Genomic DNA, 22,723 nt, shown 5'->3' with positions numbered 1-22,723 from the left:
GTGGCCGACGCCATGGAGCCGGTTGGCAGCGCGTCGCGCGGGGCGGGGCGCCACGTCCGCACCGCCGGAGCCCGGAACCCGTTCCGCACCGCGCGCCGCCCGGTCCCCCGTACTCAGCCACCGGTTTGAGTATGCGCGCCCTGACGGCGGACCGGGAGGTCGCGGGACCGTACCCGCATGGGAATCAGCGCGCGTGAACTCGCCGCCGCCACGCCGGCGTCGCGGGACCGGTACGTCGACCTGCTCCGGGTCGCCTCGCTCGCGGTCGTCGTCCTCGGCCACTGGCTGATGGCGGCCGTCACCGCCGACGGGCAGGTCGGGAACCTCCTCGCCGTCGTGCCGGAGCTCCAGGTGGTGACCTGGGCGTTCCAGGTGATGCCGGTGTTCTTCTTCGTCGGCGGCTTCTCGCACGCCCTCGCCCACCGCTCCCGCCCCCGGTACGCGGCCTTCCTGCGGGCCCGGCTCCAGCGGCTGCTGCGGCCGACGATGGTGTTCGTCGGGGTGTGGGGCGCGGCCGCGCTGGTGCTCCAGCTGTCCGGCGCCGACGGGGGACTCGCCGGGGTCGCGCTGCGGCTCGTCACGCAGCCGCTGTGGTTCATCGGGATCTACCTCGCGATGGTGGCCTTCACGCCGCCGCTGCTGCGGCTGCACGAGCGGTGGGGCTGGGGCGCGTTCGGCGCGCTCGCCGGCGGCGCGGTCGCGGTGGACGTGCTGCGGTTCGCGGCGGACGTCCCCTTCGTCGAGTTCCTGAACTTCGCCTTCGTGTGGCTCGCCGTCCACCAGCTCGGCTTCCTCCGCGCCGACGGCATGATCCGCCGCCCGGCCGCGCTCGCCGCCGCGGGCCTCGTCGGCGCGACCGCGCTGGTCGCCCTCGGGCCGTACCCGCTGTCGATGGTGGGCATGCCCGGGGAGAAGGTGTCGAACATGGCCCCGCCGACCCTCGCCCTGCTCTGCCACGGGCTGTGGCTGGTCGGCGCGGTCGAGCTGCTGAGGGGCCCGGGCGCGCGGCTCGTCGCCCGTGCCGGGGTGTGGCGGACGGTGGTCGCCGCCAACGGGATCGCGATGACGGCGTTCCTGTGGCACCTGACGGCCATGCTCGGCGTGTACGGGGCGATGCTCGGCCTCGGCGTGGGGCTCCCGGCCCCCGCCTCCGGTGCCTGGTGGGCCCAGGTGCTGCCGAGGTTCCTCGCGGCGGGCCTGCTCACCGCCCTGCTCGTCGCCGTCTTCCGCCGCTTCGAGGCCCCGGTCCCGGCCGCCCCGGCGACCGGCGAGGGCGGCCCCCTCGCCGCCCTCGGCATCACCCTCGCCCTCTTCGGCGTCCTGGGGCTGTCCCTGACGGGCTTCGGCGGGCTCCTCGACGGCCACGCGGCGACGCTGATCGCCGTCCCGGTCACGGCCCCGGCGGCCGTCGGCCTGGCCCTGGCGGGCTGGCTGCTCGTCGAGCGGGCGGGGCGGATCGGGTCGCGATGACGGCCGCCCGGCCTCCGCGGAGGACGACGAGGCCTCCGGGTCGGGGGTGGGCACCGTGGCCGGTCCGGGGAGGACGAGGCCGTCGTGGCGACCGTCGCGGCGGCGTGCTCGTGGCCGTGCGACCCGGCCCCGGCCGGCGGGGCCGCCGTGCTGTGGACGACGGCCCCGGCCACCGGCTCGACGGCGATCCGGGGCGGGGTCCACCGGTCGGGCGGCGAGAGTGCGGCGACGTACCCTTGGACGTCGATCGATCCCCCGTACAGGAGTGAACGTGGCCGTCAACCTGGTCAATGTCGAGGCCGTCAGCAAGGTGTACGGCACCCGTGCCCTGCTCGACGGGGTCTCGCTCGGCGTCTCCGAGGGGGACCGGATCGGGGTCGTCGGACGCAACGGCGACGGCAAGACCACCCTCATCCGGATGCTCGCCAAGCTGGAGGAGGCCGACACCGGCCGCGTCACCCACAGCGGCGGCCTCCGCCTCGGGGTGCTCACCCAGCACGACTCCCTCGACCCGAAGGCCACCATCCGGCACGAGGTCATCGGCGTCATGGCCGACCACGAGTGGGCGGGCAGCGCCAAGATCCGCGACGTGCTCACCGGCCTCTTCGGCGGACTCGACCTGCCCGGCTTCGAGCAGGGCCTCGACACGGTCATCGGCCCGCTCTCCGGCGGCGAGCGGCGGCGCATCGCGCTCGCCAAGCTCCTCATCGAGGACCAGGACCTGATCGTCCTCGACGAGCCCACCAACCACCTCGATGTCGAGGGCATCGCCTGGCTCGCCGGCCACCTCCAGACCCGCCGCTCGGCGCTCGTCTGCGTCACCCACGACCGCTGGTTCCTCGACCAGGTCTGCACCCGCATGTGGGACGTGCAGCGCGGTGCCGTGCACGAGTACGAGGGCGGCTACTCCGACTACGTCTTCGCCCGCGCCGAGCGCGAGCGGATCGCGGCCACGGAGGAGGCCAAGCGGCAGAACCTGATGCGCAAGGAGCTGGCCTGGCTGCGGCGCGGCGCCCCCGCCCGCACCTCCAAGCCCCGCTACCGCATCGAGGCCGCGAACGAGCTGATCGCCGACGTGCCGCCGCCGCGGGACACCAGCGAGCTGATGAAGTTCGCCAACGCCCGCCTCGGCAGGACGGTCTTCGACCTGGAGGACGTGGGCATCACCGCCGGCCCCAAGGAGCTGCTCAAGCACCTCACCTGGCAGCTCGGGCCCGGTGACCGCATCGGTCTCGTCGGCGTCAACGGCGCGGGCAAGACCTCACTCCTGCGGGCGCTCGCCGAGGCGGCCGTCACCCAGGGCGAGAAGCAGCCGGCCGCCGGAAGGATCGTCGTCGGCAAGACCGTCCGCCTCGCCTACCTCTCGCAGGACGTCACCGAACTCCCCGCCACGCTGCGCGTCCTGGAGGCCGTCCAGCAGATCCGCGACCGGGTCGACCTCGGCAAGGGCCGCGAGATGACGGCCGGACAGCTCTGCGAGCAGTTCGGCTTCTCCAAGGAGAAGCAGTGGACGCCGGTCGGCGACCTCTCCGGCGGTGAGCGCCGCCGCCTCCAGCTGCTGCGCCTGCTGATGGACGAGCCGAACGTCCTCTTCCTCGACGAGCCCACCAACGACCTCGACATCGAGACCCTGACGCAGCTGGAGGACCTCCTCGACGGCTGGCCGGGCTCCATGATCGTCATCTCCCACGACCGGTTCTTCCTCGAGCGCACCACGGACCGGACGTTCGCGCTGCTCGGCGACAAGGCCCTGCGGATGCTGCCGCGCGGCATCGACGAGTACCTGGAGCGGCGCCGGAAGATGATCGAGGCGTCGGTCCCGGCACCCGCCGCCGCGCCCGCGCAGCAGAAGCAGGGCGTCTCCGCCGCCGACGCCCGCGCGGCCAAGAAGGAGCTGCAGAAGGTCGAGCGCCAGCTCGACAGGCTCTCCGACAAGGAGGCGAAGCTGCACGCGCAGATCGCCGACGACGCCACCGATTTCGAGAAGGTGGCGAAGCTCGACGCGGAGCTCAGGGAACTCGCGGGGGAGCGGGAGGAATTGGAGATGCGGTGGCTGGAGCTGGCCGAGGACGCGTAGCCGCACTTCGCATCCGCGACGCATAACGAGGGCATCACAGGCCGGTCCTCCCTTGGGTACAAGGGGTGGACCGGTCGCTTTTGCGCCAGCGCGTGAGTGGTAGAAAGAAAACCCGTTCACGTCAAGGGGGAACCGCTGATGACCCAGCCGCCCAGCAACCAGCCGCCGGGGGGCTTCGGAGCCCCGCAGGACCCGGGCCAGGGACCGGGCCAGGGCATGCCGCCCGTCCCGCCGGTCCCGCCGCAGGCACCGCAGACCCCGCCCGCCCCGCAGTCCCCGCCGCCGGCCGCGCCGGGACCGTACGGACAGCCCGCGCAGCCGGGGTACGGATATCCGCAGCAGCCGGGCCAGGCCCCGCAGCCCGGTCCGTACGGGCAGCCCGGCCCGTACGGTCAGCCGCAGCCGTACGGCTACCCGCAGCAGGGCCAGCCCGGCCAGGTGCCGCAGCCCGGTCCGTACGGTCAGCAGCAGAACCCCTACGGCGGCCACCCGACCCAGCCCATGTACCAGGGCGCCCCCACCCCGCCCCCGCCCTCCGGCGGCGGTCCGTTCAAGGGCCGGACCGGTGTCGTCGCGGGCGTGGCCGCCGCGGCCGTCCTGGTCGCCGCCGTCACGACCTGGGCCGTCGTCGGCGGGGACGACGAGAAGGACCCGGTCGCGCAGCCCACCGCCACGGCCACCCCCTCCGGCGCCCCCAAGCCCACCGAGTCGGTGGACCAGGGCGACGGCACGGGCGACGGCGGCAACGGCGAGGAGGACCTCAACGCGGGCCGCCAGGCCGGCGAGGCGAAGGTCGACTGGCTGCTGAAGAACGACGTCGACCTGCCCCGCAACGGCTCCGACGTCTTCGGCCCGTGGATCGTCGGCGACACCGTCGTCAAGGCGATGTACAAGGGCGTCGACGGCTACGGCCTGGGCGACGGCAAGCGCAAGTGGCACGTCGACCTGCCGTTCGAGCTGTGCGCGGCCCCGCCGCAGCCCGCCGCCGACGGCACCATGGTCTTCGGGTACGCCGAGAGCGCCAAGGACGGCGCCAAGTGCACCCAGCTCCAGAAGGTCGACCTCAAGACGGGCAAGGCCGGCTGGAAGAAGGCCGTTCCGAAGGCCACGGGCTTCTTCGCCTTCTCCGACAACACCCTGGCCATCAGCGGCAACACGGTCACCGCCGCCGGTTCCAGCAGCGCGTACGGCTTCTCCCTCGCCGACGGCCACCAGCTCTTCAAGAGCCCCGACAGCGGCTGCAAGCCCTTCGCCTACGCGGGCGGCAGCAAGCTGATCGCCGCCATGGACTGCCCGTCGGGCAGCACCTCCAAGAAGATCCAGGCGGTGGGCGAGGTCGACCCCGCCACCGGCAAGCCCAGGTTCACCTTCCAGCTGGAGGCGAACTGGGAGGTCGACAAGGTCTACTCGGTCGACCCGCTGGTCGTCTCGGCCACCCAGCGCGACCAGAAGAAGTGGTCCGTCTTCGCGCTGAACGCCAACGGCAAGCTGCGTTCCCAGATCCAGGGCGGCAACGACAAGTTCGCGCCCTCGTGCGGCGGCAGCTTCGTCATCTTCGGCAAGAACCTCTCGGGCTGCACGGGCGTCGCGGCCGACGCGAACACCTTCTACATGGCCACGGAGACCGGCTACGGCAAGGGCAACGAGGTCGTCGCCTTCGACCTGAACACCGGCAAGCCCAAGTGGCGTTCCAAGGCCCCCGGCGACCAGCCGATGACCCCGCTGCGCATGGAGGGCGGGCAGGTCCTGCTGTACGTGGACCCGTCGTACGACAAGGGCGGCGCCGTCGCCACCCTCGCCCCGACCGGCGGCGCGCCGAAGATCCTGCTCCAGCACCCGGCCTCGACCGCCGAGATCGAGAGCAACTTCTACGACGCGAGCTTCGCCTACGGCAGCGGCACCTTCGTGGTGGCGAGCGGACGTGTGTCGGCGTCCAACGACAAGGACGAGATGCAGGTCAAGACGATGATGGCCTTCAGCAAGTGAGGTACACGGACCGATGACGCAGCCACCCCCGCCGCCGAACCAACCGCCGGACCCCCAGGGCGGCTTCGGCGCCCCGACGCCTCCGCCGCCGCAGCAGCAGCCGGGTTACGGCTATCCGCAGCAGCCGGCCCAGCCCGATCCGGGTTACGGCTATCCGCAGCAGCCGGCCCAGCCCGATCCGGGCTACGGCCACCCGCAGCAGCCCCCGGCGTACGGCCACCCCACCGCGCCGCAGCAGCCCCAGCAGTACGGCGGCTACCCCCCGCAGCAGCCGGGCCAGCCCCCGTACGGCTATCCGACCCAGCCGCAGCAGCCGCAGTACGGCGGCTACCAGCAGCCCACCCCGCCCCCGGCACCGGGCGGCGGCAAGAAGCTGTCGGCGCAGCTCCAGATCGTCATCGCGGCGGTCGTCGCCGTGGTCCTGATCATCGGCGTCGGCATCTGGTACGCCAACTCCGGCGGCGGTGACGGGGGCGGCGAGGCCAAGGGCACGGGCGGCACCTCGCAGGGCTCCTCCGGGGGCGGCGACACCGGCGGCAAGGGTCTCGGCGGCGGGGGCGAGGAGAAGGCCCCGGCGAACACCCGGGCCAAGCTGGCCTTCCAGGTGCCGGAGCCGAAGGTCGCGGACATCACCGACGTCTCCGGTTCCTGGATCACCGACAAGGCGTTCGTGAAGCCGGGCGTCAACTCGCTCGTCGCCTACGACCTGGACAAGGGCACCGTCCTGTGGACGCTGCCGCTGACCGGCCAGGTCTGCGGCGCCTCGCGCCACGTCACCGCGGACGACAGGGCACCGATCCTCTTCGAGGCCACCAAGCGGGTGGGGCCGCGCTACTACCAGCCGTGCACCGAGGTCGGCGTGGTCGACCTGAAGACCGGCAAGCTGCTGTGGTCGACCTCGGTCACCGGCGGTTCCGCCGGCGACCAGAAGGTGCGGTTCAACGAGGTCACGCTCAGCGGGGCGACCGTGGCGGCCGGCGGCACCGACGGCGGCGCCGCCTTCGACCTCGCCAACGGCAACCCGCGCTGGAAGCCGCAGGCCAACGACCAGAACTGCTACGACATGGGGTACGGCGGCGGCGAGGGACTCGTCGCGGTCCGCAGGTGCGGGCAGTACGACAGCCCGAAGGTGCTGATCCAGAACCTCAACCCGACGACGGGCGCCCCGATCTCGCAGTACCAGATGCCGCCCGGCGCGAAGTACGCCTCGGTCGTCTCCACCAAGCCGCTGGTCGTCGCGTCCGACGTCGGCGACACCGCCGGTGACGGCAGCGGCATCTCGGACTTCTTCTCGATCGACGAGAAGACCGGGAAGCTGAAGGCGAAGATCACGGCGGACGCGGACCAGTACGCGGCCCGCTGCCGCTCGACCGAGGTCGAGTCCTGCAGCCAGGCCCTCGTCGGCAACGGCCGGCTGTACGTGCCGACCGAGGAGCACGAGGGCAGCAGCGGCGAGTACGGCGACGAGACCAACGAGGTCATCGCCTTCGACCTGGCCACCGGGCGCACGGTGCCGGAGAAGGCCGACGCGGGTGACAAGTACACCCTGGTCCCGCTCCGCATGGACGGCGGGAACCTCATCGCCTACAAGGCCCCGCCGTACGACAAGGGCGGGCGGATCGTGTCGATCGACGGCGGCACGATGAAGGAGACGCTGCTCCTGGAGAACCCGGGGGACAAGTCGATCCACGACGTCGAGAACAGCTTCAGCCTGAACGGCGCCGAACTCCTCTACCGGGACGGCCGGTTCTTCATCTCGGAGACGATGGTCAGCAAGCCCCGGCAGTCGACCTCGGCGGGCGGCATCAAGGAGTACCTGCTCGTCTCCTTCTCCGTCGGGCACTGACGGCCCGCCAGACGGCCGAGGGCCCCTCCGGTGATCCGGAGGGGCCCTCGCGCATGTCGGCGGCCGGGGCGGGGGAGCGTGTAGCTTGCCGGGTCAGGCCGCCGGGGCGTCCGGCCGGCCAGGAGGAGGGGGGATGACCGGGATGGGCGTACGCCTCGTGGTGGTGGACGACCACCGCCTGCTCGCGGAGGCGCTCGCCTCGGCGCTGAAGCTGCGCGGGCACCGGGTGCTCGCGGCGGCCGCGCCGGTGGCGGGGGCGGCGGAGCTGGTGGTGGGCCGGGCGCCGGAGGTCTGCCTGCTGGGCACGGCGACGCCGGACGCGCCGGGGACCTTCGACCCGGTCGTACGGATCAAGCGGGAGCGGCCGCAGGTGGCCGTCGTGGTGCTCGGCCCGGTGCCGTCGCCGCGCGGGATCGCGGCGGCGTTCGCGGCCGGGGCCTCGGGGTACGTGCGCCACGACGAACGCATCGAGGGCGTCGAGCGGGCCCTGGTGAAGGCGCGGGCGGGGGAGCCGGCGGTGGCGCCGCAGCTGCTCCAGGGGGCCTTCGCGGAGCTGTTGCATCCCTCGGCGCAGCCGGACGACGAGGCGCAGCGGCTGCTCCGGCTGCTGACGCAGCGGGAGGTGGAGGTCCTGGTGCGGGTCGCGGAGGGCGAGGACACCCGGCTGATCGCGGCGGGGATGGGGATCGCGCCGAGCACGGCGCGGACGCACGTGCAGCGGGTGCTGATGAAGCTGGGGGTCGGTTCGCGCCTGGAGGCGGCGGCGCTCGCGGCGCGGACGGGGCTGCTCGACCGGGCGGTGCCGGCGCCGCGCGGTTCCTCCTGAGGGTTTCCCGTTCCCCCTTCGGGGTGACATCGGCGGGCCCCGGTGGGCGGGGTCCGCTTCGCCATTGACGGGGATGTTCGAATGTGATTCTTTGTGCGTGGTTATGTTTGGTCCTGTCGGAGGGTTCCCCGTGAAGAAGACCGTCACCACGCTCGCCGACGGGCGTGAGCTGATCTACTACGACACGCGCGACGACACCGCCCGCACCGCCGTCGACCCCCGCCCCCTCACCCCCGTGGTCTCCCGCTCCGAGATCCGCTACGACGAGCTGACCGGCGACACCGTCGCCATCGCCTCGCACCGGCAGGCCCGCACCTACCACCCCCCGGCCGACGCCTGCCCGCTCTGCCCCGCCGGGGAGGGCCGCGAGAGCGAGATCCCCGAGGAGAGCTACGAGGTGGCGGTCTTCGAGAACCGCTTCCCCTCCCTCTCCGGCGGCGTCGGCCGCTGCGAGGTCGTCTGCTTCACCGACGACCACACGCACTCCTTCGCCGACCTCACCGAGGAACGCGCCGCGCTCGTCCTCGACGCCCTGACCGACCGGACCGCCGCCCTGTCCGCCCTGCCCGGCGTCGAGCAGGTCTACTGCTTCGAGAACCGCGGCGCGGAGATCGGCGTCACCCTGCCCCACGCGCACGGCCAGATCTACGCCTTCCCGTACGTCACGCCCCGGACGGCCGCCATGCGCCGCCGCCTGGACGAGCACCGCGCGGCGACCGGACGGAACCTCTTCGACGACCTCGTCGCCCGGGAGCGGGCCGACGGCGAGCGGGTGGTCCTGGAGACCGAGCACTGGATCGCCTTCGTGCCGTACGCCGCCCACTGGCCGTACGAGGTCCACCTCCACCCCAGGCGCCGGGTGCCCGACCTGCTCGCCCTCGACGCCGCGGCCCGCACAGAGTGCGCACAGGTCCATCTGGAACTCTTGAGGCGCTTCGACCGGATCTTCGGCCCGGACGAACCGCCGACGCCCTACATCGCCGCCTGGCACCAGGCGCCCTTCGCGGACGAGCGGCGCGAGGACTTCGGACTGCACCTGGAGCTCTTCACCGTCCGACGGGCCTCCGGCAAGCTGAAGTTCCTCGCGGGCACCGAGTCCGGCATGGGCGCGTTCATGAACGACGTGCGGCCGGAGGACGCGGCCCGACGACTCCGAGAGGTGGCGAGCAAGTGACCACGACGAAGAAGTACCTGGTGACCGGAGGTGCCGGGTACGTGGGCAGCGTGGTCGCCGCCCACCTCCTGGAGCGGGGCCACCGGGTCACCGTCCTCGACGACCTCTCCACCGGCTTCCCCGAAGCCGTCCCGGCCGGCGCCGAGTTCGTCGAGGGCCGCGTCCAGGACGCCGCGCGGTGGCTCGACGGCTCCTACGACGGCGTCCTGCACTTCGCCGCCTTCTCCCAGGTCGGCGAGTCCGTCGCCCGGCCCGAGAGGTACTGGGAGAACAACGTCGGCGGCACCACGGCCCTGCTCGCCGCCATGCGGTCGGCCGGCGTCCGCAAGCTGGTCTTCTCCTCCACCGCCGCCACCTACGGCGAGCCCGCGACCGTGCCGATCACCGAGACCGCGCCCACCGCCCCCACCAGCCCGTACGGGGCGAGCAAACTGGCCGTCGACCACATGATCGGCGGGGAGTGCGCCGCCCACGGCCTGGCCGCCGTCTCGTTGCGGTACTTCAACGTCGCCGGGGCCCACGGCCCGCTCGGCGAGCGCCACGAGCCCGAGTCCCACCTGATCCCGCTCGTCCTCCAGGTCGCCCTCGGCCGGCGCGAGGCGATCTCCGTGTACGGCGAGGACTACCCGACCCCGGACGGCACCTGCGTCCGCGACTACATCCACGTCGCCGACCTCGCCGAGGCCCACCTCCTCGCGCTGGACGCCATGACCGCGGACACCGTCCCGGCCGGCGAGCACCTGATCTGCAACCTCGGCAACGGCAACGGCTTCTCCGTCCGCGAGGTGATCGAGACCGTCCGCAAGGTCACCGGCCACCCGGTCCCGGAGGTCACCGCCCCGCGCCGCCCCGGCGACCCCGCCGTCCTCGTCGCCTCCGCCGAGGCCGCCCGCGAGCGGCTCGGCTGGACGCCGTCCCGCCCGGACCTCGCGGACGTCGTCGCCGACGCCTGGGCCTTCGCCCGCCTCCGCGAGGAGGAGGGCGCATGAGCCTCGCCGCCGACTTCGAGGCGCTGTACGGCACCGCGCCCGACGGCCTCTGGGCCGCCCCCGGCCGGGTCAACCTCATCGGGGAGTACACCGACTTCAACGACGGCTTCGTGCTGCCGCTCGCCCTGCCGCACACCACCGTCGCCGCCGTCTCCCGCCGCGACGACGGCGTCCTGCGCCTGCACTCCGCCGACGTCGACGGCGGGATCGTCCAGCTGGACGTCGCGGGCCTGGAGCCGCCACCCGGCGGCGACGGCGGCTGGGCGGCCTACCCCGCCGGCGTCGTCTGGGCGCTGCGGGAGGCGGGGCACCCGGTCGCCGGGGCCGACGTCCACCTCGCCTCGACCGTGCCGACCGGCGCCGGACTGTCCTCCTCGGCGGCCCTGGAGGTCGTCACCGCGCTCGCCCTGAACGACCTGTTCGGGCTCGGCCTCTCCCGCCCCGGGCTCGCCCGGCTCGCCCAGCGCGCCGAGAACGCCTTCGTCGGCGTGCCCTGCGGGGTCATGGACCAGATGGCCTCCGCCTGCGCCGAGGAGGGGCACGTCCTCCATCTGGACACCCGGGACCTCTCGTACCGTCAGGTCCCCTTCGACCTGGCGGGGGAGGGACTCCGGCTGCTCGTCGTCGACACCCGCGTGAAGCACGCGCTCGGGGACGGCGCGTACGCCGAGCGGCGCGCCGGATGCGAAGCGGGCGCGCGGGCGCTCGGCGTGCGCACCCTGCGCGAAGTGAGCGCCGCGCACCTGCCCGAAGCGCTCGACCGCCTGAGCGACGGGACGATCCGGAGGTACGTCCGCCACGTCGTCTCCGACAACGCGCGCGTGGAGCGGACCATCGCGCTGCTCGACGCCGGGGCCCCCCGCGCGGTCGGCGCCGTCCTCACCGAGGGCCACGCCTCCCTCCGGGACGACCTGCGGGTCTCCTGCCCGGAGCTGGACCTCGTCGTCGAGGCGGCGAACGCGGCCGGGGCGCTCGGCGCCCGGATGACCGGCGGCGGCTTCGGCGGCTCCGCCGTCGTCCTCGTGGAGACCGGACGCTCGGAGGAGGTGTCCGCCGCCGTCGGGAAGGCCTTCGCCGAGGCCGGGTACGCGACCCCGGGAATCTTCCCGGCCGTCCCCTCGGCGGGCGCGCGCCGCCTCTGAACGGCCCTCCCGGACCACCGCTCGCGATCACACGACTTCGGACAGTTCCGCGAATCGGCCCCCACCACGGCGCCCCGCCCCTACTCTGAGGGGCAGCGCCGGTGGGGGCCGGTGCCGTTCAGGGGGCGAGACCCGTCGGGTACGGCGCCAGGAGCTGGGGCAACAGTCAACGCACGGCGGCGGCCGTGTCCTTGACGGACCCGCTTCCGGCGCCGTACCCGCGTCGGTCCGTTCCTCGACACTTGGGAGTGTCCGTGGCCCGCATCCGCGTCCTGGTGGTGGACGACCACCGCGTCTTCGCCGAATCGCTGGCCGCCGCCCTCGCGGCGGAGCCCGACGTCGACGTCGTCGCCGCCGGCAGCGGTCCGGCGGCCCTGCGCTGCCTGGAGCGCGGCGCGGCGGAGGGCCGCCGGTTCGACGTGCTGCTCGTCGACGCGGAGCTGGGCGCGGGGCCCGCCGGAGCGGCCGTGGCCCGCCCGGCGTCCGCCGACGCCGAGGGCGCCGTGGACGGGATCTCCCTGGTCGTGGGCGTACGGCGGACGCAGCCCGCGCTCCGCACGGTCGTCCTCGCGGAGAGGGACGACCCGCGCCGGGCCGCGCTCGCGCTCCAGGCCGGGGCCTCCGGCTGGGTCGCGAAGGACTGCTCGCTGCAGCGGCTGCTCGCGGTGGTCCGGGGGGTGCTGCGGGACGAGACGCATCTGCCGCCCGCGCTGCTCACGGGGGTCCTGCGGGAGCTGACGGAGGCGCGCAGGCACCGGACGGACAGCGAGCGGCTCGTGGAGTCGCTGACCCCGCGCGAGCGGGAGGTGCTGCGCTGCATGGTCGCGGGCCTGGGCCGCAAGGCGGTCGCCGAGCGCCTCTTCCTCTCCCCGCACACCGTCCGGACGCACATGCAGAACGTGCTGGGGAAGCTGGGCGTGCACTCGACGCTCGCGGCGGTCGCGCTGGCCCGCCGTGCGGGCGTGGGCCCGGCGGAGCCGGCGCCGGTCGGTGCCGGGCGGGCCCTACCCGGGGATGTTGTCGAACGGGGCGGTCAGCCGGCGTAGCAGCGCGGCCAGCTCGCCGCGCTGGGCGCGGGAGAGCTGGGCCAGGATGGCGCGCTCCTGGGCGAGGAGCCCGGCGAGCGCCTCGTCGGCGCGGTCGCGGCCCTCGGGGGTGAGCCGGACCAGGACCCCGCGCCGGTCGCTGGGGTCGGGGAGCCGCTCGACGAGGCCCTTCTTGGTGAGCCGGTCGATGCGGTTGGTCATGGTGCCGGAGGTGACCAGGGTCTGGGTGAGGAGCTGGCCGGGCGAGAGCTGGTAGGGCGCTCCGGCGCGGCGCAGGGAGGTGAGGACGTCGAACTCCCAGGGCTCCAGCTGGTGCTCGGAGAAGGCGAGCCGCCGGGCGCGGTCGAGGTGGCGGGCGAGCCGCGAGACACGGCTGAGCACCTCGAGTGGTTCCACGTCGAGGTCGGGGCGCTCGCGGCGCCATGCTGCGACCAGTCGGTCGACCTCGTCCTCCATGACGATCAGTGTAGAGGGTCTGTTGACATAAAGTCTCTTGTATTCGAGTTTCTCGATGTCGAGTATCTTGGAATCAAGATATATTTTCCTGGACTATGGGGAAGGGACCCCGCCGGAACTCCGTTCCGCTTCGGCAACTCGTGCCAGCAAGGGGGCTTCGAACATGCATTCCGTGGACACCGCCGCACCGACCTGGGATCCACAGCAGTACCTCCGACACTCCGGCCACCGCACCCGCCCGTTCCTCGATCTCCTCGCCCGAATACCGCAGCTGCCCGCCCAGCGGCGCCCCGCCCGCATCGCCGACCTCGGCTGCGGACCCGGCAACGTGACGGTCCTCCTCGCCGACCGGTGGACCGACGCCCACATCACCGGGTTCGACCTCTCGCCCGACATGCTGGAACGCGCCGAGAAGGACTGGGCGGGCACCACCCGGGGCGGCGGCTGGCTCGACTTCCGGCCCGCCGACGCCGCCCACTGGACCCCCGACGAGCCCTACGACCTGATCGTCTCCAACGCCGCCCTCCAATGGGTCCCCAACCACCCCGAGTCCTTCGCCGCCTGGATCGACGGCCTCCGCCCCGGCGGCACCCTCGCCTTCCAGGTCCCCGGCAACTTCACCTCGCCCAGCCACGCCCTGCTCGGCGAACTCTGCGAGACCCCCGAGTGGCGGGCCCGCCTCGGCGACCAGGGCCGCCGCTACGTCCACGTCCTCGACACCGCCGACTACCTCACCCGCCTCACCGACCTCGGCTGCGAGACGGACGTCTGGGAGACCACGTACTGCCAGCTGCTCCAGGGGGAGGACCCCGTCCTGGACTGGGTCAAGGGCACCGCCCTGCGGCCCGTCCTCACCACCCTGGGCGACGACCGGGAGGCGGTCGACGCCTTCCTCGCCCAGTACCGCCGGCTCCTGCGCGAGGCCTACCCGCCCGGCCCGCACGGCACGGTCTTCCCCTTCCGCCGGATCTTCGCCGTCGCCCGCAAGAAACCCTGAAAGGGGGCGGAGACGCGGGCGCCCCGCACCGGAGGGGTCCGGTGCGGGGCGCCCCCGTGTGCGGGCCCGTCAGGACATGCTGTTGTAGACGCCGTAGCCGTGGCCGATGGAGACCCGGGCGGTGAACCTGCCCGGCGAGGTGTTCAGGTAGCGGTAGAGGTCGCCGCCCGAGGTGACGCCGAGCAGGTCGCCCTTGCCGTCGGCGTCGAGGTCGCCGGGGGCGACGATCTTGGAGTACGTGTTCCAGCCGGTGCCGATGTTCTGGCGGGCCTTGAACGGCGTGACGGGATCGCCGGTGCCGGCGTAGAGGTACAGGTCGCCGCCGGAGGTGCGGGCCACGATGTCCGTGCGGCCGTCGCCCGTGTAGTCACCCGCGCCGATGATCTTGTTGTAGATCCCCCAGCCGGTGCCGACCTTGATGCGGGAGGCGAGGGCGGTGCCGGAGCCGTTGCCCTTGTACAGGTAGAGGTAGCCGGAGCCGTCGCGGGCCAGCAGGTCGCCCTTGCCGTCGCCGGACAGGTCACCGGGGCCGACGATCGTGTTGTAGACGCCCCAGCCGCCGCCGATGTCCTTGCCGTCGATGTAGAGGCGGCCCTGGTAGATCTCCGCGAGGTCCGACGAGGCGTCCTGGTCCATCGTGGACAGGTGCGTGAAGTTGGCCCCGCTCCAGCCACCGGTCGTGCCTGACTGGCTGCGGGCGCTCAGGCCACCGGTGTTCGAGCTGCGGTACCAGTACATCGTGCCGGAGGTGTCCCGCGCGAAGACGCCGTCCTTGGCGCCGGTGACCGGGTTGTTGCCCGCCCCGCCGAACTGCGGGACGCCGGCCCAGTCGCCCGGGTCACTGATCTGCTGACGGGCCGCGAGGGTGCCGTCGCCCCTGCCCGTGTAGTACCAGAGCGTGCCCTTCAGGTCGCGGGCGATCAGCTCGCCGTTGCCGTCGCCGTCGTCGTCGCCGACGGGCAGGACCTGGTTGTAGACGCCCCAGCCGGTGCCGATCGACCGGCGGGTGGCGAACGGCTTCGCCTTGTCGCCCGTGCCGGCGTAGAACCACAGGACGCCGGCGGTGTCGCGGGCGATCAGGTCCGCCCAGCCGTCCCCGTTGTCGTCGCCGATGCCGAGGAGCTGGTCGTAGGTGTTCCAGCCGGTGCCGATCTTCACGCGCGCCGAGAACGGCGCGGTGCGGACGCCGGTGGCGTAGTAGAGCCACAGGTTGCCGTCGAGGTCGCGGGCGACCAGGTCCGCCCGGCCGTCGTCGTTCACGTCGCCGGGCGCGACGACCTTGTTGTAGATGTTCCAGCCGTTGCCCTGCCAGGCGTAGCTCCCGCCGGTCGGCGTGGCGTCCGCGTACATCCGGAGCGCGCCCTGCGCGGACAGCGTCAGGACCTCGGGGCCGCTGGCGTTCCCGTCCTGGTTGCCGATCGGGACGATGTCCTTCGGCGGCTCCGTGACGGAGGTGAACTCACCGCCCTGGCCGGAGGTCGTGGACGTGTAGACCTTGCCGTCCGCGCCGCGGAAGATCAGGTCGCCGCCGCCGTCGCCGTCGAAGTCCGACAGCTGCGGCGAGGCGCCGACCCCGGAGGTCGCGTCGGCATCCTGACGGGCCGCGCCGCTCAGGGGCCGGTTCAGGGGCGGAACGGTGAAGCCGGTCGCCGGCTTCTCGGCGGCCGGGCGCGGCCCGGGCTGACCGGCCGAGGCCGGGGTCGCGAGCAGCATGCCCGCGGAGAGCACGAGCGCGGTGCACGCGCCGAGGCGTGCGCGGGAGAAGTGCACAGAACGCAAGAGATCCCCCCCAGGGATCAGAATGTCGTCGGACCGGGAACGGGTCCGCGGCGCCTCGCTACGGAGGAAAGCGCGTACGAAGGGCGGACACCCCGGCGTGTGGGGAGCATACCTCCCGGGCGTGACGCGCCCCCACGGACGCGGGACGCCCCGCACCGGGCAACCGGTGCGGGGCGTCCCGGGAACGCGCTGCGACTAGTACAGGCCGTTGTAGACCTGGTAGCCGGTGCCGATGGAGACGCGCGGCTTGAAGGCGTAGCCCGCCTCGCCGGTGCCGGTGTAGCGGAACAGCTCGCCGCCCGAGTTCACCGCGAGCAGGTCGGCCTTGCCGTCACCCGTGACGTCACCGGGGGCGACCAGCTTCGGGTACACGTTCCACCCGCCGCCGACCTTCACGCGCGGCTTGAACGGGTAACCGGCCTGGCCCGTGCCCTGGTACAGGTACAGGTAGCCGTCCTTGGTGCGGGCCACCAGGTCGTTCAGACCGTCGCCCGAGAAGTCGCCGGCGCCGACGATGCGGTCGTACGCACCCCAGCCGCCGCCGACCTTCACGCGGGCGCCCACGGCGGTGCCGTAGGCGTTGCCGCGGTACAGGTACAGGACGCCGGAGCGGTCCCGCGCCAGCAGGTCGCCGCGACCGTCGCCGCTCAGGTCGCCCGCGCCCACGAGGTGGTTGTAGATGCTCCAGCCGCCGCCGAAGTCGGTGCTGTTGCCGTACAGGTGGCCGTTGTAGATCTCCAGGGTGTCGGAGACGCCGTCGTCGCCCAGCGAGCTGGCCTCGAAGATGGTGGCGCCGGCCCAGCCGCCCGTGTCGCTGATCTGCGTACGGGGGGCCAGCTTGCCGGTCTCCCGCGTGTTGTACCAGAAGAGCGTGCCGGCCTTGTCGCGGGCGAGCATGCCCTCCTTGCCGTACGCCGGGACGTTGCCCGCGCCGCTCAGCTGGGGGCCTTCTGCCCAGGCGCCGGCCTGGCTCGCCTGCTGGCGGGCGGCGAAGTGGCCGCCGCCGGTGCCCGTGTACGACCACAGGGTGCCGTCGGAGGCACGGGCGAGGACGTCGCCGACGCCGTCACCGTTGAAGTCGTCGATGCCGAGGACCTGGTTGTAGACCCCCCAGCCGTGACCGACCTCCTTGCGCGCCTTCACCGAGTACGGGCTGCCGGTGCTGCCGTAGTAGAAGAGGACGCCGGAGGGCGTACGGGCGAGGAAGTCGCCCCGGCCGTCGCCGTCGCTGTCGCCGAGACCGATCAGGTGGTCGTAGGCGCCCCAGCCGTTGCCGACCTTCTGGCGGGCGTGGAACGGGGCGTTGTACGTGCCGGTGGACACGTACACCCACAGCTCGCCGGAGGGCGTCCGGGCCAGCACGTCCGCGCGGCCGTCACCACTGATGTCACCGGGCGAGAAGACCTTGTTGTAGACGTGCCAGCCGGAACCGGCCCAGCGGAAGTCGCCGTAGGACTCGGTGGTGTCGCCGTACAGCGTCAGGTCACCGTCGGCCGACAGGACCAGGACCTCGGGACGGCTGCCGTTCAGGTCCTGGTCACCGATCGGGATGATGTCCTTGGCGGAGGCGGTGGTGCCGTCGCCGCGGTAGATCATCGAGCCGGCGACGTCGCTGGTCGGAACCGAGTAGACCTCGCCGTCGTAGCCGCGGTACAGGACGTCGCTGTAACCGTCGCCGTCCACGTCGGAGCGCAGGGCGGTGCCGCCCTCCGCGGCGCCGGCGATCCCGGCCCGGGCACCGTCCGCCTTCGGCAGGATCGGCTTCGGCAACGCGGCACCGGCCGCGGCCGGCTTCTCGACCGCCGGACGCGGCGCCGGCGAGTCGGCGGACGCCGGGCTCGCGAGGAGCATGCCCGCGGAAAGGGCGAGAGCGGTGCAGCCGGCAAGGCGACGCGCACGCTTGGAACGCAGGAAGAACAAAAAGATCCCCCCCAGGGATCAGAGGTTCGACAGAACCAAACGGGGAGGTTCACAAGGCGTCGAACGGCGTCAGCGCAGGGCAGTAGGCATGCGGAGACGACCTCGTAGGACGGTCGGAACACCCCCCCGGATGTTGAACGCGAGTCTACTCACGGCGCGGCCGATTACCAGATGTTTACCTCGCCGAATCCGACCGTCCGGTCGTTTCCCGCTCCGTCACCCGCCCGGCCGCCGCCCCCGGCCCAGGCCCGCCGGCCCCCGCCCGCTCAGCTCTTGCGGTGCCCTATCAGCCGCGGCTTCTGCTCCAGACCGTCGAGCCCGTGCCACGCCAGGTTCACCAGATGCGCCGCGACCTCCGCCTTCTTCGGCTTGCGGACGTCCAGCCACCACTGCCCCGTCAGCGCCACACTGCCCACCAGCGCCTGCGCGTACAGCGGCGCCAGCTTCGGATCGAAACCCCGCGCCTTGAACTCCAGACCCAGGATGTCCTCCACCTGCGTGGCGATGTCACTGATCAACGACGCGAACGTGCCCGTCGACTGCGCCACCGGCGAATCCCGCACGAGGATCCGGAAACCGTCCGTGTAGTTCTCGATGTAGTCGAGCAGCGCGAACGCCGCCTGCTCCAGGAGCTCCCGCGGATGCCCCGCCGTCAGCGCCCCCGTCACCCCGTCCAGGAGCTGCCGCATCTCCCGGTCGACCACGACGGCGTACAGCCCCTCCTTCCCCCCGAAGTGCTCGTACACCACCGGCTTGGAGACCCCGGCCTTCGCCGCGATCTCCTCCACCGACGTGCCCTCGAAGCCCTTCGCCGCGAAGAGCGTGCGACCGATGTCGAGCAACTGCTCCCGGCGTTCCGCGCCCGTCATCCGCACCCGGCGCCCACGCCGGGGCTTCTGCTCTCCGCCGCCGCCCGTAGTACCGCCGGTCCTGCCCTCGATCGCCACGTCTTCCATCATGCCGCGTCTGCGGACGCGCCCTGGCGGCGGGCTTCGATGCGGGACTTCGCCGGCCAGCGCACATCCGTCGCCCAGCCCAGCTGCTCGAACCAGCGGATCAGCCGCGCACTGGAGTCCAACTGCCCCCGCAGCACCCCGTGCCGCGCCGACGTCGGGTCCGCGTGGTGCAGGTTGTGCCAGGACTCGCCACAGGACAGCACCGCCAGCCACCACACGTTGCCCGAACGGTCACGCGACTTGAACGGCCGCTTGCCCACCGCGTGACAGATCGAGTTGATCGACCACGTCACGTGGTGCAACAACGCCACCCGCACCAGCGAACCCCAGAAGAACGCCGTGAACGCGCCCCACCACGACATCGTCACCAGACCGCCCACCAGCGGCGGGATCGCCAGCGACACGACCGTCCACAGCACGAACTGGCGAGAGATCGCCCGGATCGCCGGATCCTTGATCAGATCGGGCGCGTACTTCTGCTGCGGCGTCTGCTCCTCGTCGAACATCCAGCCGATGTGCGCCCACCACAGGCCCTTCATCAGCGCCGGAACCGTCTCGCCGAACCGCCACGGCGAATGCGGATCGCCCTCCGCGTCCGAGAACCTGTGGTGCTTGCGGTGATCCGCCACCCAGCGCACCAGCGGCCCCTCCACGGCCAGCGACCCCATGATCGCGAGCGCGATCCGCAACGGCCGCTTCGCCTTGAAGGAACCGTGCGTGAAGTACCGGTGGAACCCGATCGTGATCCCGTGGCAGCCGATGTAGTACATCGCCACCATCAACCCCAGATCCAGCCAGCTCACCCCCCACCCCCACGCCAGCGGCACCGCGGCCAGCAGCGCCAGGAACGGCACCGTGATGAACAGCAGCAAGGTGATCTGCTCGATCGAACGCTTGCTGTCCCCGCCCAGCGTGGCGGAAGGCAGCGCCTCGGTGTCCGGCGCCTCGGGCGCCGACGTCATCTGGGGGCTCATGGTCATGGATGTCCCTGGGGGGTGAGGGGAAAGGGAAACGCGTCGAAGGACGGATCCGTGGCTACGCATCCGTAACCTACGGCGTCGTAAGTATGGCAGCGCCGTGGCGCGCGGCAAGAGGGCACAACAGGCCCCTGCCCACCGCCCACCATGTGGACACCTATCCTGGGGACGTCGGACAGCGCGGTCCGCAAGCCTCCGGAAACCCCTCCAGACGTGCTCAAACACTGCAAGGAGCCGCACCTGTGAGCAGTGCCGACCAGACCCCCACCGCCAGCACCGAGCTGCGCGCCGACATCCGCCGACTGGGCGACCTCCTCGGCGAGACCCTCGTACGCCAAGAGGGACACGAACTCCTCGACCTCGTCGAGAAGGTCCGCCGCCTCACCCGAGAGGACGGCGAGGCCGCCGCCGAGCTGCTCCGGGGCGTCGAACTCGAGACGGCCGCCAAGCTCGTGCGCGCCTTCTCCACCTACTTCCACCTCGCCAACGTCACCGAGCAGGTCCACCGCGGCCGCGAACTGCGCGAGAAGCGCGCCGCCGAGGGCGGCCTCCTCGCCCGCACCGTCGACATGCTCAAGGACGGCGACCCCGAGCACGTCCGCGAGACGGTCAAGAACCTCAACGTCCGTCCCGTCTTCACCGCGCACCCCACCGAGGCCGCCCGCCGCTCCGTCCTCAACAAGCTCCGCCGGATCGCGGCCCTCCTGGAGTCCCCCGTCACCCAGGGCGACCGGCGCCGCACCGACCTCCGCCTCGCCGAGAACATCGACCTCATCTGGCAGACCGACGAACTCCGGGTCGTCCGCCCCGAGCCCGCCGACGAGGCCCGCAACGCCATCTACTACCTCGACGAGCTGCACGCGAACGCCGTCGGCGACGTCCTGGAGGACCTCGCCGCCGAGCTGGAGCGCGTCGGCGTCGAACTGCCCTCCGGCACCCGCCCCCTCACCTTCGGCACCTGGATCGGCGGCGACCGCGACGGCAACCCCAACGTCACCCCCCAGGTGACCTGGGACGTCCTGATCCTCCAGCACGAACACGGCATCACCGACGCCCTCGAACTCATCGACTTCCTCCGCGGGCTCCTCTCCAACTCCATCCGCTACACCGGAGCCACCCAGGAACTCCTGGACTCCCTCCAGCGCGACCTGGACCTCCTCCCGGAGATCAGCCCCCGCTACAAGCGCCTCAACGCCGAGGAGCCCTACCGGCTCAAGGCCACCTGCATCCGCCAGAAGCTCGTCAACACCCGCGAGCGCCTCGCCCACGGCACCCCCCACCAGGAAGGCCGCGACTACCTCGGCACCGCCGACCTCATCCGCGACCTCACCCTGATCCAGACCTCCCTGCGCGAACACCGCGGCGCCCTCTTCGCCGACGGCCGCATGGACCGGGTCATCCGCACCCTCTCCGCCTTCGGCCTCCAGCTCGCCACCATGGACGTCCGCGAACACGCCGAAGCCCACCACCACGCCCTCGGCCAGCTCTTCGACCGCCTCGGCGAGGAATCCTGGCGGTACGCGGACATGCCCCGCGACTACCGGCAGAAGCTCCTCGCCAAGGAACTCCGCTCCCGCCGCCCCCTCGCCCCCACCCCGGCCCCGCTCGACGCCGCCGGCGAGAAGACCCTCGGCGTCTTCCACACCATCAAGGAAGCCTTCGAACGCTTCGGCCCCGAGGTCATCGAGTCCTACATCATCTCGATGTGCCAGGGCGCCGACGACGTCTTCGCCGCCGCCGTCCTCGCCCGCGAGGCCGGCCTGATCGACCTCCACGCCGGCTGGGCCAAGATCGGCATCGTGCCGCTCCTGGAGACCACCGACGAGCTCAAGGCAGCCGACGTCATCCTCGACGACATGCTCGCCGACCCCTCCTACCGCCGCCTCGTCTCCCTCCGCGGCGACGTCCAGGAGGTCATGCTCGGCTACTCCGACTCCTCCAAGTTCGGCGGCATCACCACCAGCCAGTGGGAGATCCACCGCGCCCAGCGCCGGCTCCGCGACGTCGCCCACCGCTACGGCGTCCGCCTCCGCCTCTTCCACGGCCGCGGCGGCACCGTCGGCCGCGGCGGCGGCCCCTCCCACGACGCCATCCTCGCCCAGCCCTGGGGCACCCTGGAGGGCGAGATCAAGGTGACCGAACAGGGCGAGGTCATCTCCGACAAGTACCTCATCCCCTCCCTGGCCAGGGAGAACCTGGAACTGACCGTCGCCGCCACCCTCCAGGCCTCCGCCCTGCACACCGCACCCCGCCAGTCCGACGAGGCCCTCGCCCGCTGGGACGCGGCCATGGACGTCGTCTCCGACGCCGCCCACGCCGCCTACCGCCGCCTCGTCGAGGACCCCGACCTGCCGACGTACTTCCTCGCGTCGACACCGGTGGACCAGCTCGCCGACCTGCACCTGGGCTCCCGGCCCTCCCGCCGCCCCGGCTCCGGCGTCTCCCTCGACGGACTGCGGGCCATCCCGTGGGTCTTCGGCTGGACCCAGTCCCGCCAGATCGTCCCCGGCTGGTTCGGCGTCGGCTCCGGCCTCAAGGCCCTGCGCGAAGCCGGCCTCGACGCCGTCCTCGGCGAGATGCACGAACGCTGGGGCTTCTTCCGCAACTTCCTCTCCAACGTGGAGATGACGCTCGCCAAGACCGACCTGCGCATCGCCCGCCACTACGTCGACACCCTCGTCCCCGACCACCTCAAGCACGTCTTCGACACCATCGAGGCCGAGCACGCCCTCACCGTCGCCGAGGTCCTCAAGGTCACCGGCGGCGAGCGGCTCCTCGACTCCAACCCGGTGCTCCAGCAGACCTTCGCCATCCGCGACGCCTACCTGGACCCGATCTCCTACCTCCAGGTCGCCCTCCTCGCCCGCCAGCGCGCGGACGCCGAACGCGGCCAGGACCCGGACCCGCTGCTCGCCCGCGCCCTGCTCCTCACCGTCAACGGCGTGGCCGCGGGCCTCCGCAACACCGGCTGACAGCCCCCGCACGCACGGCAGAGCCCCCGCCGGGAAACCGGCGGGGGCTCTGCCGTGCCCCGGAAGCGGCACCCGACCCGGCCGCACCCGCGCGGGACAGGCCGAACCAG

16 protein-coding genes are annotated in these 22,723 nt (G+C 72.5%); 11 read left to right on the top strand and 5 right to left on the bottom strand.

Features of this window, described 5'->3' with window-relative positions; translation table 11 throughout:
• The first annotated feature begins 177 nt into the window (after positions 1-177).
• The 9 genes from IE180_RS23370 to IE180_RS23330 all read left to right on the top strand — a co-directional run bounded on the left by IE180_RS23370 (position 178) and on the right by IE180_RS23330 (position 12,556).
• Positions 178-1,470, top strand: coding sequence for an acyltransferase family protein (locus IE180_RS23370; RefSeq protein ID WP_190158894.1), 1,293 nt, complete (start codon positions 178-180; stop codon positions 1,468-1,470).
• A gap of 271 nt (positions 1,471-1,741) precedes the next feature.
• Positions 1,742-3,547 (top strand): ABC-F family ATP-binding cassette domain-containing protein, encoded by a 1,806-nt coding sequence (locus IE180_RS23365; protein WP_190158893.1) that lies wholly within the window; start codon positions 1,742-1,744, stop codon positions 3,545-3,547.
• A gap of 138 nt (positions 3,548-3,685) precedes the next feature.
• Positions 3,686-5,533 carry an outer membrane protein assembly factor BamB family protein gene (locus IE180_RS23360; protein ID WP_190158892.1) on the top strand — a complete coding sequence of 616 codons (1,848 nt, stop codon included), beginning with the start codon at positions 3,686-3,688 and terminating at the stop codon, positions 5,531-5,533.
• Between the two features lie 13 nt (positions 5,534-5,546).
• Positions 5,547-7,379 (top strand): outer membrane protein assembly factor BamB family protein, encoded by a 1,833-nt coding sequence (locus tag IE180_RS23355; RefSeq protein ID WP_190158891.1) that lies wholly within the window; start codon positions 5,547-5,549, stop codon positions 7,377-7,379.
• 142 nt (positions 7,380-7,521) lie between these two features.
• Positions 7,522-8,205 carry a helix-turn-helix transcriptional regulator gene (locus tag IE180_RS23350; protein ID WP_190158996.1) on the top strand — a complete coding sequence of 228 codons (684 nt, stop codon included), beginning with the start codon at positions 7,522-7,524 and terminating at the stop codon, positions 8,203-8,205.
• Positions 8,206-8,335: 130 nt separating this feature from the next.
• Positions 8,336-9,379 carry a galactose-1-phosphate uridylyltransferase gene (gene galT, locus IE180_RS23345; protein WP_190158890.1) on the top strand — a complete coding sequence of 348 codons (1,044 nt, stop codon included), beginning with the start codon at positions 8,336-8,338 and terminating at the stop codon, positions 9,377-9,379.
• Positions 9,376-10,368 carry a UDP-glucose 4-epimerase GalE gene (gene galE / locus IE180_RS23340; protein ID WP_190158889.1) on the top strand — a complete coding sequence of 331 codons (993 nt, stop codon included), beginning with the start codon at positions 9,376-9,378 and terminating at the stop codon, positions 10,366-10,368. Before galT ends, galE begins: the two co-directional genes overlap by 4 nt.
• Positions 10,365-11,510, top strand: coding sequence for a galactokinase (gene galK, locus IE180_RS23335; RefSeq protein WP_190158888.1), 1,146 nt, complete (start codon positions 10,365-10,367; stop codon positions 11,508-11,510). Before galE ends, galK begins: the two co-directional genes overlap by 4 nt.
• 242 nt (positions 11,511-11,752) lie before the next feature.
• Complete coding sequence (locus tag IE180_RS23330) at positions 11,753-12,556, top strand: response regulator transcription factor (protein WP_190158887.1); 804 nt, start codon at positions 11,753-11,755, stop codon at positions 12,554-12,556.
• Here the strand turns inward: IE180_RS23330 and IE180_RS23325 are convergent.
• Positions 12,515-13,012: a MarR family winged helix-turn-helix transcriptional regulator gene (locus tag IE180_RS23325; protein WP_017241145.1), complete on the bottom strand. Its 498-nt coding sequence runs from the start codon at positions 13,010-13,012 to the stop codon at positions 12,515-12,517. The genes IE180_RS23330 and IE180_RS23325 overlap by 42 nt on opposite strands.
• 163 nt (positions 13,013-13,175) lie before the next feature.
• Here IE180_RS23325 and IE180_RS23320 point away from each other — a divergent pair, with 163 nt between their 5' ends.
• Complete coding sequence (locus IE180_RS23320; RefSeq protein WP_190158886.1) at positions 13,176-14,009, top strand: trans-aconitate 2-methyltransferase; 834 nt, start codon at positions 13,176-13,178, stop codon at positions 14,007-14,009.
• Positions 14,010-14,078: 69 nt separating this feature from the next.
• On the opposite strand, the gene IE180_RS23315 is transcribed toward IE180_RS23320, so the two are convergent.
• The 4 genes from IE180_RS23315 to IE180_RS23300 all read right to left on the bottom strand — a co-directional run bounded on the left by IE180_RS23315 (position 14,079) and on the right by IE180_RS23300 (position 19,644).
• Positions 14,079-15,779 (bottom strand): FG-GAP-like repeat-containing protein, encoded by a 1,701-nt coding sequence (locus IE180_RS23315; protein ID WP_229860793.1) that lies wholly within the window; start codon positions 15,777-15,779, stop codon positions 14,079-14,081.
• Between the two features lie 204 nt (positions 15,780-15,983).
• Positions 15,984-17,639 (bottom strand): FG-GAP repeat domain-containing protein, encoded by a 1,656-nt coding sequence (locus IE180_RS23310; RefSeq protein ID WP_190158885.1) that lies wholly within the window; start codon positions 17,637-17,639, stop codon positions 15,984-15,986.
• Positions 17,640-17,974: 335 nt separating this feature from the next.
• Positions 17,975-18,664 carry a TetR/AcrR family transcriptional regulator gene (locus IE180_RS23305; protein ID WP_190158994.1) on the bottom strand — a complete coding sequence of 230 codons (690 nt, stop codon included), beginning with the start codon at positions 18,662-18,664 and terminating at the stop codon, positions 17,975-17,977.
• Positions 18,664-19,644: an acyl-CoA desaturase gene (locus tag IE180_RS23300; RefSeq protein WP_229860781.1), complete on the bottom strand. Its 981-nt coding sequence runs from the start codon at positions 19,642-19,644 to the stop codon at positions 18,664-18,666. The genes IE180_RS23305 and IE180_RS23300 overlap by 1 nt, the downstream gene beginning before the upstream one ends.
• A 239-nt stretch (positions 19,645-19,883) precedes the next feature.
• On the opposite strand from IE180_RS23300, the gene ppc reads away from it, so the two are divergent.
• A complete protein-coding gene (ppc, locus tag IE180_RS23295) occupies positions 19,884-22,613 on the top strand; it encodes a phosphoenolpyruvate carboxylase (protein ID WP_190158884.1) in 2,730 nt (909 codons plus the stop codon).
• Positions 22,614-22,723: the final 110 nt, after the last annotated feature.

This window comes from Streptomyces litmocidini, assembly GCF_014649755.1.
Taxonomy (GTDB): Bacteria; Actinomycetota; Actinomycetes; order Streptomycetales; family Streptomycetaceae; genus Streptomyces; species Streptomyces litmocidini.
The sequence above is the reverse complement of the archived record's forward strand: the minus strand, read 5'-3'. Positions and strand labels throughout refer to the sequence as shown.